Here is a 12,392-nt window from a genome sequence, read left to right on the forward strand (position 1 = left end):
AGCCAACCAGACAAGGTGATCAATACAGTAGCGGCCATAAGGGTCTCCCAAGGGTTGAATCAATAGGGAAACTTTATCCATGCCTTGCGTTGAGGTATTGATAGTTTGCGCCAAATCAGTCGCCAGCATGCCTCGGTGCCAATTTGTTCCAGCGCCGGTAGGCATGGTTGAACGCGCTCTGTTCGGCATAGCCGAGAAGGAAGGCGACCTCCTTGAGACTCAGCGTCGGATCATCAAGCAGGTGTTGCGCGTGCCGCTGACGAATAGCGTCCAACAGCTGACGGTAGGAGCAGCCTGATTCGCTAAGCCGGCGTTGCAGCGTGCGCTGCGACAGATGCAAGTGCGCCGCCACCGCAGCGACAGGCGCACCCGACGGCAGCGTATGCAGAATTGCTTTCTCTACCGCGCGGACCAGCTCGGTGGCGCTCGGTAAAGCCTCGCGCAAGGTGCGCTGTCGACTGCGCCAGGCTGGGCTGAGGGTGGCGCGGCTCAGGTCGATGGGCGCCTGCAACGCCTCGGCGGCGAATACCAGGCGCAGCGCCGGACGTCCGAACTGTACCGGACAGCCAAATGCCGCCAGGTAGGCCGCCACCTCCCCAGCAGGCGCATTCATCACCTCGACCCGCAGTGGCTGGCCGGCGGCCGGGCACACGCTGCGCACGACCGTCAGCAAGGCCATGGCATGCAGCTGTTCCAATATGCGGTCGTGCAGCCCGAAGCGGTCATCCCAGGAAATGGTGACCTGTTGGCCGGCCCTGCTTAACTGCGCCCAATTCTGCCCGTAGAACCACTTTTCCAGCAGCAGGTAGGTATCGAGAAATTCACCCAAGGTACGGGTGTTGACCAACAGATAACCAAGCGGCCCGACATGTTGCAGCTGCACATGCTGGCCGATTTCCAAGCCGCGCGCCGGCCCTGGAGCCTGGGCAATGGTGGCATGCACCTTCAGCGTCCATTGTTCCAGCGTCAGCGCGTTTGAGGAGCGCGGCACCACAACGTTACTGGGCTGACCGAGGCTGGCCAGCCAGTCGTCGAGTATTCCAGCAAAGTTGCTGGTGATAACGATCATCGCGGCGCCATCAGGTAAACGAGCATGTCACCTCACCCAACCCGGCTACTTCAAAACACAGCTGATCGCCCCGGGTGATTTCGGCAATCGGCGCCAATGCACCGGTAAGCAACACATCACCGGCACGCAGAGGCTGGCCGAGGGCGGCCATTTTTTGTGCCAGCCACAGTGCCGTGCTCAGGACATCCTTCAACACGATAGCCACACCCGCCTGCAACGGCTGGCCGTTGCATAGTAGCGTGCCGCGCAGCGCCTGCCCTTGCAGCTGTGCCAATGGTAAAGGCTGATCGCCCAGCACATAGAGCCCCGCGGACAGGTTGTCGGAGACCGCGTCAAGCAGAGTCAACTGCCAGTCGGCAACCGCCGAGTCGTTGATTTCCAGCGCCGGCACCACTGCATCGATACTGCTCAGCAATTGCTCGCGGGTGATCGTGCCAGACGGCAAGTCGAGCGCCAGCAGTAGCGCCAGTTCGATCTCGACTTTTGGTTGCAGCAGGCGCTCCCAGGCGATGATGTCGCCCGAACGGCAGGCGGTGTCGGCGAATAACCAGCCATACAGCGGTTCCTCGACCTTGAGCGCCGCACGCCGCGCTGCCGAGGTCAAACCGGCCTTGACTCCGCTCAGGCGCCGACCCTGTGCCAGCGCCTGCTGCATTCCCGCAGCCTGCACCTGATAAGCCTCATCCAGACTGGCGAGGGCATAGCTTTGGCTAACCTGCGGCCCGGGCTGACGCTGGCTCCGTGCCGTCGCCAGACTGCTGGCCGCGCCCAGCAAGCGCGTGTCAGTGACAGGGGGCAGTGCGCTCATCGACTGGGCGCCTCACCCAGCACCGTGGTGCGGAACATTTCGCGACGCATACCGTGGTAGTCAGCCACCGGCATATGCCAGGTGCTGCGATTGTCCCATATCGCCAGAGTACCCTGGCGCCAGCGCATTCGGCAGGTGAAGGCCTCTGCGGTGGCCAGATTGAACAGGTATTCCAGCAGCGGGCGCGACTCCTCCGAGCGCAGGCCTTGGATGCCGGTGGTGTAGGCCGGGTTGATGAACAACACCTTCTTTCCGGTTTCCGGGTGTCGGGTTACCAGCGGATGGCTGCGTTCATCATGCGAAGTGTCGCTGCCGTAGTTGATCGCCATGTTTTCCAGCAGCGCGTTGTGCCTGGCGTTGACCCCGTAGGCCATCTCCGGACTGTGCACCGCATCAAGGTTCTCCAGCAGCGCCTGCATGCCTGGCGATAGCCACTCATAAGCCAGGGCCAGGTTGGCATAGCAAGTGTCGCCGCCGTAGGGGGGAATGTCCTGCCCGTAGAGCAGGGTGAAGGCTGGCGGGCGTTCCTGGAAGGTCCAGTCGGTATGCCAGGCCCCGCCGAATACGAAGGGCGCCTTTTCATCGGCTTCCTTGACCACGTGCACCACATGTGGATGGTCGGCCATGCAGGTCACATAGGCCTCGCGGCCAAACTCGCCGAACTGCTGGGTGACGCGCTCCAGATCGCTGACACTCAGGGCCTGGTCACGGATAAATATGACTTTGTGGGCGAGCAGGGCTTGGCGCAGTTCAGCGAAGCCTTCATCGCTCAGACGCGTCAGGTCAAGATCCTCTACATCCGCACCTAGTGCGCCGGTGGTTGGGGTTACACGGATATTTTTATAAGTCGCGGCACGGTTGTGACTGGGCAGGGTATAGATGAATTCGCTCATGGCTGGCACTCATTTGGACTTGGAGTGCTTGCACGATGCAGTGCGAGTGGTAATCTCAACAATGATCATAACTGCCAATAAATGATAATTACTGCAATCGCAACATGCATCGGGAGATCGGACTTTTGGAAGGATCCACCTGATGGATTGGCGTCAAAGCCGTCCACTGACAGGTGTGCGCTATCTGCTGGAAACCGCTCAAGCTGAAGGTGCGGATGCTGCGGCCTGCTTGATCGGCAGCGCCATTTCCAGTGATACGCTGCAGCAGCGCAATGCGCAGATCGAGGCGTGGCAGGAACTGGCGGTGATCCGCAATCTGCTGGAGCACGCCGGCAGGCCGGGCTTGGGGTTCGTCACAGGGCAGCGCTACCACCTGACCTCTCTGGGACTGCTCGGTTTCACCATGCTGGCCAGCCGTACTCTCGGCGAGGCATTTGCCACTTTCAGCCGTTTCCAATTGCTGGCCCTGACGTTATGCCCTGCGCGGATCGAGGCAGACCGGCGCGGCGCCTGGCTGCTGTTCGATGCCAGCGTACTACCGCAGGATGCCCGCGCCTTTGTCATTGAGCGCGGCCTTTCCGCCTGCCTGGGCGTTGCCTGCGAGTTGTTGCAGCGGCCAATCAAGCCTCTGGTCGTGGAAATGACATGCCGTGCCCCGGCTGACTTGGAAGCCCTGCTGCGCGAATTTCCCTACCCGGCGCAGTTCGACGGTGCGCGCAACGGCATTCTGTTCTCGCATGCCGACCTGCAGTTCAAACTGCCGCAGGCACATATCAGCGCTCATTCCGAAGGCGAACAAATGTGCGAGCGCCTGTGCGTGGAGATCTCCCACAGCCTGCACAAGGCGCCCACTGCACGCCTGGTGCAGCAGGTGCTAATCCGGGACTCGGCCACCCTGCTCAGCAGTCGCACGGTGGCCCAACGTCTGGGCCTTTCCGAGCGGACCCTGCACCGCAGCCTGAAAAACGAAGGCCACCGGTTTCAACAAATTAACGAGCAAATCAAGCAGCGACTGGCCGAACGCCTGCTACGCGACTCGCGCCTGGATATCAACAGCATCGCGCAGCGTCTGGGTTATGCCGAGGCGGCCAGCTTTTCCCGCGCGTTCAGTCGCTGGACAGGTTTCGCCCCAGGCCAATGGAAACGTCAGCGCCTGTAACCGATAGATTACACCTTGGCACGGGACGTTCAGGACTGAACGACATCGCGCACTCCACGAAAATACGCGACGATTAAAGCCATGCAACTTCTTGGCGCTGCCTCAAGAGACCGTCGCTAGTATACTGGGGCCCATATTTATCTGTGGTTTCGGAGTATTCCATGCGTTTGCACACACGTTTGTTAAGCGGCGCCATAGCTATCAGCCTGCTGATCCAGTTGGCTGCCTGCGGCACGATTTTCTACCCCGAACGCCGCGGCCAGATCAGCGGCCAGATCGACCCGGCGGTGGCCATCATGGATGCCATCGGCCTTCTGTTCTACATAATTCCCGGGCTTCTGGCGTTCGCTGTGGACTTCATTACCGGCGCCATCTACCTGCCCGGCGGCAAACATGCACAGGTCGATCCGCAATTGCTGCAAAAAGCCGTCAACCCGGATGGCAGCATCGACAACCTGCGCCTGAAAGCGATCATCGAAGAACAGACCGGCCAGCAACTGCCACTGGATAACCCCTATCTGATCCAGCAGCGTGGCAACCTGCAACAACTGGCCAGCCTTGGCCTGCAACCGGCGGCGTGATGATAACCAGCAACGAACACGCCAGGCTGATGCGTCTGGCAACCAGAGCCTCACTGGTCGTCGCCTGCATCCTGATTGCGGCCAAAACCGTGGCCTGGTGGCTCAGCGGTTCCGTCAGTCTGCTCGCAGGTCTGACCGACTCGGTGATGGATGCTGCCGCCTCCTTTATCAATCTGCTGGCCGTGCACTACGCCCTCAAGCCGGCCGACGAAGACCACCGCTATGGCCACGGCAAGGCCGAAGCCCTGGCCGGGCTGGCGCAGGCACTGTTCATCAGTATCAGTTCCCTGCTGATTGGCGCACATGCGGTCGAGCGCCTGAGCAATCCGCAACCCCTGGCCGCCGAAACACTGGGCATCGCCGTGATTGTTCTGTCGCTGCTGCTGACCCTGGCCTTGTTGCTGCTGCAACGCCACGTGGTCAGGGAAACCGGTTCGACTGCCGTGCATGCCGATTCCCTGCACTACACCTCCGACCTGCTGCTCAATAGCAGCATCCTGGTAGCGCTGGTACTGGCCGGCATGGGCTGGAGCCACGCTGACGCGCTGTTCGGCCTGGGCATTGCGGCTTACATCCTGTGGAGCGCCATCGGCATTGCCCGCCAGTCGGTTGCCGTACTGATGGACAAGGAGCTGCCGGTGGAGGTGACCGAGCGCATGCATGAACTGGTCTGCGCGGTGCCCGGCGTGCTTGGTGTGCATGATCTGCGCTCACGCGTCTCCGGTATCCACTGGCATGTGCAACTGCATCTGGAACTGCCGGACAACATGCCGCTGAAACAGGCCCATGAGCTTTGTGATGCCGCCGAAGCGGCAATCCACAGCGAGTTCAAACGCACCGAAGTGCTGGTGCATCCCGACCCGATCAAGATCATCTCGGCCTGAGCCACTGCTGTCATGGATTGCAGGGCCCGTTGTGTAGCACGGCCGCAGGCTGGGCTTCAGCCCACCAGGACAAATGCAGCGTAACGCGCGGGCTGAAGCCCAGCCCAGGCGTCTACCCAGCGTGTAACAGGGACACCACCAACAAAAAGGGCAGCCCCGCAGGCTGCCCTTTTTGTGTTCGTCCGTCTGCGGCGTGGGTAACACCGTTTTTCTCGCCCGCCTGATTGGGCGGTGCGGACCCGGGAGCAGCGTGATCCGGTAAGATCGGCTGCGGCGGCCTGCCTGGTTGGGCAGTGCGCATGGACATGTTCGTCCGGGCCTTGAAACTGGAAACAAGCTTAACCCTGCCGGCGCGACAAATGATTGCAAAGATTGCTACCCAGACCATCACTTGCGCAATAAATCACCTTAAGCGCATCATATCCAGCAACAAATGGATAAAAGGGCGCCGAAATGAACAAACTGGATCGCTACGATCTGAAAATTCTTGCGGAAATGCAGCGCGACTCGCGGATTTCCAACCAGGAGCTGGCCGAACGTATCGGCCTGTCGCCTTCGCCCTGCTCACGGCGGGTCAAGCAACTGGAGGACGATGGCTACATCCTGCGCCAGGTCGCCCTGCTCGACCGCGCCAAACTCGGCCTGAGCCTGACCGCCTATGTGCTGATCGGCATGGACCGGCATACTCCGGAACGTTTCGAGGGCTTTGAAAGCGCAATCCGCAAATGCCCGGAAGTGCTGGAGTGCAGCCTGGTTACCGGCGTCGATGCGGACTACCAGCTCAAGGTGGTGGTGGCCGACATGGACCACTACCAGAAGTTTCTGCTCGGCCAGCTGACCCGCATCAAAGGCGTAACCAGCGTGCGCTCGAGCTTCGTGCTCAATCAGGTGCTGAACAGCACCGAGCTGCCGCTGGAGCATCTGCGCAGCTGAGCGGCAACCGCAAAAGCGCTTTCAGCACGTATAATCGCCGCCCCGCAGTTACGCTCACCAGCATCCGCGCGAGGCAGCCCATGGAAACCGAACAGTTCGAATCACTGATGATGTATGTCCTGGTCAGTGGGCTGATGGGCTTCATGGCGTTCATCATCTGGGATCTGGCGAAGACCTCCAAGGCCGGACGCCTGGGTACCGCGATCCTGTTCCTCGGCCTGGGCCTTTGCCTGTTCGCCTTTGCCGCCAAGCCGGTCATCGGTTACATCATCGAACAGGTGGAAGACATCCCCAGCGGGGATTAAGCGGGCGTGGCCGGCACCTCCCGCCACTCGCCGGGCTGCAGACCCTCCAGCGTCCAGTTACCGATCCTGACCCGCACCAGACGCAAGGTCGGCAAGCCGACCGCCGCCGTCATGCGGCGCACCTGACGGTTGCGTCCCTCGCGAATCACCAGTTCCAGCCAGGCTGTCGGTACGCTCTTGCGAAAACGTACCGGCGGATTGCGCGGCCACAACGCCGGCGCATCGATCTGTCTGGCTTCGGCGGGCAGGGTCGGACCATCGTTGAGTTGCACGCCATCGCGCAACTGCTGTAATTGTTCGCTGTCCGGCTCACCCTCGACCTGCACCCAGTAGGTCTTCGGCAGTTTGTGTTTCGGGTCGGCAATCCGCGCCTGCAGACCGCCGTCATTGGTCAGCAGCAACAGACCCTCGCTGTCACGATCCAGCCGGCCGGCCGGATACACGCCGGCCACCGCAATGAAATCCTTGAGCGTGGCGCGCCCCTCGCCATCACTGAACTGGGTCAGCACATCGAACGGTTTGTTGAACAGCAGCAGCTTCGGCTCGGCAGGCGGAGCCTTGGCTACCCGCCGCCGGGCATTGCCGGAAGGACGTGGAGAGCCGGTGCGTGCAGAGGGGCGCGGGGGACGTGACATGACTGGAAAACACTTGGGCGGACACGGAAAGGAACCAGCATGCTAGGTTCTGCCGATGCCCTTCCGCAAGCACGAGTCCCACGGATATGCCCAGCAACGCCCGCCCCGCCTGGAAAATCAACCTCGACAGCATCCTTGGTCGGGGCCCGCAGGGCTACCAGGGCCCGGCCAGCGAGCATTTCGATGGTCGGCGCTTTCACAATATCGAACCCAAGCCGCACAAGGATCTGTGGAGCCTGCTCAAATGGCAGTTCAGCCGCGCGCCACAACCGGACTGGATCGAGCAGCCGGGGCCGGCAGTTGCGCCAGCAGTTGCCGAAGAGGTGACCGGCGCCGATCTGCAGGTCACCTACATCAATCACGCCACCCTGCTGATCCAGCAGCACGGACTGAACATTCTTACCGACCCGGTGTGGTCGGAGCGCGTCAGCCCCTTCCAGTTCATCGGCCCCAGACGCCACCATCCGCCAGGCCTGGGCATCGAACAACTGCCGCCAATCGACCTGATCCTGGTCAGCCACAACCATTACGATCACCTTGATCTGGACAGCCTGGCGCAGCTGGCCGAGCGCTTCCCGCAGGCGCAGGTGGTCACCGGCTTGGGTAATGCCGCGCTGATTCGCCAGAGCGGCTTTTCCCGCATCGAGGAGCTGGACTGGTGGCAGAGCATGCCACTTAACGCACAAATCAGCCTGCACGCGGTGCCGGTGCAGCACTGGTCGGCACGCACCCGCGCCGACACCAACCAGACCTTGTGGCTGGGTTTTGTCCTGGAATCTGCCGAAGGCCCGGTGCTGTTCCCCGGCGACAGCGGACTGGGCCCGGAATTCAGGCTGATCAACCAGCGCTTCGGGCCCATGCGCTTTGCCGCACTGCCGATCGGCGCCTACGCGCCGCGCTGGTTTATGCGTGACAACCACATGGACCCCGACGATGCAGTGCAGGCCCATGTGCAACTGCAATCGCAGTGCAGCATGGCCATTCACTTCGGCACCTTCAAACTCTCCGACGAGGGCCAGTTCGCCCCGCCGATGGCGCTCGAACAAGCCCTGCATGATCATCGCGTGGCACCTGAACTGTTCCGCGCACCCAAGCCAGGCGAGCAGTGGCAGGTGCCGCCACTGCGCCGGCCCGCAGGCTAAACTGGCTCAGCACCCGGATGGATAGCGCCACATGACCCTTGCTGCCGAGCAGACCCTCGACTTGTTACTGCGTGGTGCCAGCCTTGGCTTGTTGAGCCTGCTGGTATTGCGCTTGCTGCAACCGCCGCGCAACGCCAACCAACTGCTCTGCCTGAGCTTATTGGTGTGCATTGCCGGTTACCTGCTCACCTCGGCGGTGTTTGATGCAGATATGCCGATACTGATTCGCCTGCCGCTGATTACCCTGGCCACCCTGGTGCCGGTGTTGTTCTGGCTGTTCGGGCAGAAACTGTTTAACGATGACATGCGCTGGCATTGGACGCACGCCCTACCGGTAGTGATGTTGGCCGCGGTGCCGCTGTTGTTCAAAAGCAAGCTGCTCGACCCGGCGGCACGGCAGTGGCTTGACGTGTTGCAACACCTGTTCGGTGGCCTGCTGATAGCCCATGTGCTCTGGCTGATCTGGCGTCATCAGGACGCAGACTTGCTGTTGCCACGCCGCCGCCTGCGCTTATGGCTGGGCCCTGGTATCGGCCTGTACATACTGAGCATACTAGCCGTTGAGCTGAGCTTCCCCTGGGGCGGTGTACCGGCTTGGCTCGACACACTGAATATGCTCGGTATTTTTCTATTCACTCTGTGGTTCAGTCTGCGTCTGGATACCTTGCTCGATTTGCTGGCCTCCAGTCCTGCCAGCCGCAACCGGGTGTCCCCCGAACCTGTCGCCATTAACAGCAGCAACACGCTGACAATAAGCGAAGCTGACGAAGAATCCGATCAACCGGCCCTACTTAGACTACAACAGGCGATGCACAAAGAAAGACTCTGGCGCCGTGAGAGTCTTAGCGTTGCCGACCTCGCCAGACACATCGGCTTAGCCGAATATCGCTTGCGTCGACTGATCAATGGTGCGCTGGGGCAGCGCAACTTCAACAGCTACCTTAATCAATTCCGCATCGCCGCTGCCTGCGAACAACTGGCCGATCCAGACAAACGCCGCTTACCGATTCTGAGCATTGCCCTGAATGTCGGTTTTGCCTCAATTGGCCCGTTCAACCGCGCCTTCAAAGCACAACTTGACCTTACCCCCAGTGAGTTTCGCCGGGAAAAGCTGGGCGAAAGTTGAAATATCTGGCCGATTTCAAAATCAACCAGCATTAGCGATTAATCGGCCAGACCTGCGTGGGTTGCAGCTAGAAACTGCAACCATCAACCACGGAGGATCAGCCCATGCATCATCTCAACCGGCAAAACCTGCCCACCTTACTCGCTGGCGCCATCATCCTGATCGCCCTGCTGGTGCTTGTACTGCAAGGCCATAGCCAACTTAGCTGGAGCCTGCCCGGCTGGGAGCTGCCCTATGTCGGCTGTAGCCCCTGGTGCAGCTAAGCATCCGCCCCGGAGAACAGCCCATGCTCACTTTGGATAATCTGCAAGGCGCGATCCTGCATGACATCACCAAGTACCTATTGGCCGCCGGCCTCCTCAGCCTGATGCTGTGGCTGCTGCGCAAAACAATGCAGCGCCGCCGCCTGCAAGCACATCCGGTGACTGGCAAGGACTACCGACGCGAAATCAGCTGGTCGTTACTCACCGCCACGTTGTTCGGCTGCATCAGCCTGCTGTGTATCGCATGGTTTGGCGAGCAGGGCTGGAACCAGTTGTATTGGAATCTGAGTGACGGCAGTTGGGGCTATACGGCGTTTTGTCTGGCGCTGATGATTGTCGGCCACGATGCCTATTTCTACTGGAGCCATCGGCTTCTGCATCAGCGGCGCCTGATGCGCTTTGCCCATCGCGTGCATCACCAGTCGCATACGCCAACGCCGTGGGCAGCCTACGCCTTTCACCCGCTGGAGGCGCTGACGCAGATCCTGTACCCGGTCGTGTTTGCCATGCTGCTGCCAATGCACCCGCTGGTGATCTGGCTGTGGAGCCTGCACATGATAGTGCGCAACGTAATCGGTCATGCCGGCTATGAACTGATGCCGCGCTGGATGGTGCGCAGCGGCTGGTTCGACTGGCTGACCACCAGCACCCATCACGACCTGCACCATCAATACGGTCGTCACAATTTCGGCTTGTATTTCACTTGGTGGGATCGCTGGATGGGCACCGAGCACCCGGACTATGCCGCCCGAGTGGCCAGCAATCTTGGCTTACCAGCCCCCTCCAGCAACGCAATTACCGAAAGCAATACTGGGACACAGTAAGCAACCTCTGTGCACATCTCCTCGGCACAATGTAATTTCTGCCAGAATGATAGCGACGATTTTATGGAGCGATGCATGGACAACAACACCTCGCCGCTACTGGATGGCTTTTCCCTACTGAAAGACATCGGGCGCCTGCGCAGCATTGCCCAGGTCATGATCCGCTACGGCTTTGCCGATCTGTTACAACGTACCGGCATCACCAGCCTGCTGAACCGGGCCGGCGATCCGCTGGACCTAGAGGAGGCGGAGGAAAACCAACAACTGACGGCCCCACAACGCGCCCGTTTGGCCCTGCAGGAGCTAGGCCCCACCTTCATCAAGCTTGGTCAGATTCTGGCCACGCGGGTTGACCTGTTCGAGCCACCATGGATCACCGAGTTCGAGCGCCTGCAGGATCAGGTTCAGCCAGTTGACTTCGCCCTGTTGCGCCCGCAACTTGAAGCCGATCTAGGTGCCAGCCCGGAAAGCCAGTTTGCCTGGTTTGACAGCACGCCCCTGGCCACAGCGTCGATTGGCCAAGTACACAGGGCGCGACTGGAAGATGGACGCGAGGTGATTCTGAAGATTCGCCGACCCAATATCCGTCCGCAAATCGAAGCCGACCTGCGCCTGTTAAGTCGTCTAGCACAACTAGCGGAAAACCACATTGCCTGGATCGCCCGTTTTCAACCGGTGGAGCTGGTTCGACAGTTCGCCAGCTCGCTGCGTCAGGAGCTCGACCTAGCCGCTGAATGCCGCAGCGCCCAACGGGTTGCCGAGAACTTCAGCGGTGACCCCCACTTCCGGGTTCCGGAAGTTTATTGGCAGTGGACCTGCGAGCGGCTCAACGTGCAGGAGTTTGTCGACGGCATTCCCGCACGCAATATCAGCGCCATCGAGGCAGCCGGTCTGGATTCGCGAGTGATCGCCAGCCGCGGCACCCAAGCCATTCTGAAAATGATTCTGGAAGACGGCTTTTTCCATGCCGATCCCCACGCCGGCAACCTGTTCGTGATGCCGGAAAACACCTTTGTAATGATTGACTGGGGCATGGTTGGGCGGCTTTCCGAAGCACGCCGCCAGCAAGTGATCAAACTGCTGCTCGGCTTGGTTGAACGCAACGCGACCAGCACCACAAACGTGCTATTGGAATGGGCTGGCGACACTCCAGTGAATGAAACGGCCTTAACCGAAGAGGTTGAGGCATTCATCCAGCGCTACCACGGCGTCCCGCTTAAACAACTGAACCTGATTGCCCTGCTGGGCGATGTCACACGCATTCTGCGCAACCATCAACTAACCCTGCCCACGGATCTGGTGTTGGTGATCAAAGCGATCAGCACCCTCGAAGGCCTGGGACGGCAACTGAATCCGGACTACCAAATTGTCGAGGAAGCCGAACCCCTGCTGCGCCGACTGATCATGCGACAGCTCGGGCCGCAGGCCCTGATCAGGAAGGGCTGGGCATTACTCGGGGAGAATTTCGAAGCCCTGCTCCAGCTGCCCAATGAGCTTCAGCAACTGACCCAAACGGCGCGCCGAGGGCAGCTGCGCATGGGCTTTGATCTGGCTCAACTTGAGAAACTGGCCAAGCAGATTTCCAGCGCGGGCAACCGCATAAGCGTGGGCTTGATAACCTCTGCTTGTATTCTCGGCTGCGCCATAATCGTCGCCAACCAGCCGGCAACAGCTAACTTCGCCAACTTCGCCAACCTAGCGCTGGGCGGTGCTGGGCTGGGTAGCCTGTGGCTAGTACTAGCGATCTGGCGCAGCAGCAGAAAACCTTGA

14 protein-coding genes are annotated in these 12,392 nt (G+C 60.5%); 10 read left to right on the forward strand and 4 right to left on the reverse strand.

Going from position 1 to position 12,392, the window contains the following annotated elements; genetic code table 11:
- Nucleotides 1-115: 115 nt before the first annotated feature.
- Genes BLT89_RS13670 through BLT89_RS13680 form a run of 3 tightly spaced genes read right to left on the reverse strand, consistent with a single transcriptional unit; the run spans nucleotide 116 to nucleotide 2,770 of the window.
- Nucleotides 116-1,069 carry an AraC family transcriptional regulator gene (locus BLT89_RS13670; protein ID WP_090196471.1) on the reverse strand — a complete coding sequence of 318 codons (954 nt, stop codon included), beginning with the start codon at nucleotides 1,067-1,069 and terminating at the stop codon, nucleotides 116-118.
- A 10-nt stretch (nucleotides 1,070-1,079) separates the two neighbouring features.
- Nucleotides 1,080-1,877, reverse strand: coding sequence for a 2-keto-4-pentenoate hydratase (locus BLT89_RS13675; protein ID WP_090196472.1), 798 nt, complete (start codon nucleotides 1,875-1,877; stop codon nucleotides 1,080-1,082).
- A complete protein-coding gene (locus BLT89_RS13680; protein WP_090196475.1) occupies nucleotides 1,874-2,770 on the reverse strand; it encodes a TauD/TfdA dioxygenase family protein in 897 nt (298 codons plus the stop codon). The genes BLT89_RS13675 and BLT89_RS13680 overlap by 4 nt, the downstream gene beginning before the upstream one ends.
- Nucleotides 2,771-2,912: 142 nt before the next feature.
- Between BLT89_RS13680 and BLT89_RS13685 the strand changes: the two genes are divergently transcribed.
- From BLT89_RS13685 to BLT89_RS13705, 5 genes are all read left to right on the forward strand, one after another.
- A complete protein-coding gene (locus tag BLT89_RS13685) occupies nucleotides 2,913-3,929 on the forward strand; it encodes an AraC family transcriptional regulator (protein ID WP_090196478.1) in 1,017 nt (338 codons plus the stop codon).
- Nucleotides 3,930-4,090: 161 nt separating this feature from the next.
- A complete protein-coding gene (locus BLT89_RS13690) occupies nucleotides 4,091-4,510 on the forward strand; it encodes a polyribonucleotide nucleotidyltransferase (RefSeq protein WP_090196480.1) in 420 nt (139 codons plus the stop codon).
- A complete protein-coding gene (locus BLT89_RS13695) occupies nucleotides 4,510-5,394 on the forward strand; it encodes a cation diffusion facilitator family transporter (RefSeq protein WP_090196482.1) in 885 nt (294 codons plus the stop codon). The genes BLT89_RS13690 and BLT89_RS13695 overlap by 1 nt, the downstream gene beginning before the upstream one ends.
- A gap of 453 nt (nucleotides 5,395-5,847) precedes the next feature.
- Nucleotides 5,848-6,327, forward strand: a complete 480-nt coding sequence (locus BLT89_RS13700) for an Lrp/AsnC family transcriptional regulator (RefSeq protein ID WP_090196485.1) — start codon at nucleotides 5,848-5,850, stop codon at nucleotides 6,325-6,327.
- A gap of 80 nt (nucleotides 6,328-6,407) precedes the next feature.
- A complete protein-coding gene (locus BLT89_RS13705) occupies nucleotides 6,408-6,632 on the forward strand; it encodes a DUF2788 domain-containing protein (RefSeq protein ID WP_090196488.1) in 225 nt (74 codons plus the stop codon).
- On the opposite strand, the gene BLT89_RS13710 is transcribed toward BLT89_RS13705, so the two are convergent.
- Complete coding sequence (locus BLT89_RS13710; protein WP_090196491.1) at nucleotides 6,629-7,267, reverse strand: pseudouridine synthase; 639 nt, start codon at nucleotides 7,265-7,267, stop codon at nucleotides 6,629-6,631. The two genes, BLT89_RS13705 and BLT89_RS13710, sit on opposite strands and share 4 nt — an antisense overlap.
- An 86-nt stretch (nucleotides 7,268-7,353) precedes the next feature.
- Between BLT89_RS13710 and BLT89_RS13715 the strand changes: the two genes are divergently transcribed.
- The 5 genes from BLT89_RS13715 (at nucleotide 7,354) to BLT89_RS13730 (ending at nucleotide 12,392) form a co-directional block, all read left to right on the forward strand.
- A complete protein-coding gene (locus BLT89_RS13715; RefSeq protein WP_090196494.1) occupies nucleotides 7,354-8,409 on the forward strand; it encodes an MBL fold metallo-hydrolase in 1,056 nt (351 codons plus the stop codon).
- 31 nt (nucleotides 8,410-8,440) lie between these two features.
- A complete protein-coding gene (locus tag BLT89_RS13720; RefSeq protein WP_090196497.1) occupies nucleotides 8,441-9,535 on the forward strand; it encodes a helix-turn-helix domain-containing protein in 1,095 nt (364 codons plus the stop codon).
- A 104-nt stretch (nucleotides 9,536-9,639) separates the two neighbouring features.
- Nucleotides 9,640-9,798, forward strand: coding sequence for a hypothetical protein (locus tag BLT89_RS17730; protein WP_157718879.1), 159 nt, complete (start codon nucleotides 9,640-9,642; stop codon nucleotides 9,796-9,798).
- A gap of 23 nt (nucleotides 9,799-9,821) precedes the next feature.
- A complete protein-coding gene (locus BLT89_RS13725) occupies nucleotides 9,822-10,622 on the forward strand; it encodes a sterol desaturase family protein (RefSeq protein WP_090196500.1) in 801 nt (266 codons plus the stop codon).
- Nucleotides 10,623-10,697: 75 nt separating this feature from the next.
- On the forward strand, nucleotides 10,698-12,392 hold the full coding sequence (locus BLT89_RS13730; RefSeq protein ID WP_090196504.1) for an ABC1 kinase family protein: 1,695 nt from the start codon (nucleotides 10,698-10,700) through the stop codon (nucleotides 12,390-12,392).

The sequence above is a fragment of the Pseudomonas pohangensis genome (assembly GCF_900105995.1).
Classification (GTDB): domain Bacteria; phylum Pseudomonadota; class Gammaproteobacteria; order Pseudomonadales; family Pseudomonadaceae; genus Aquipseudomonas; species Aquipseudomonas pohangensis.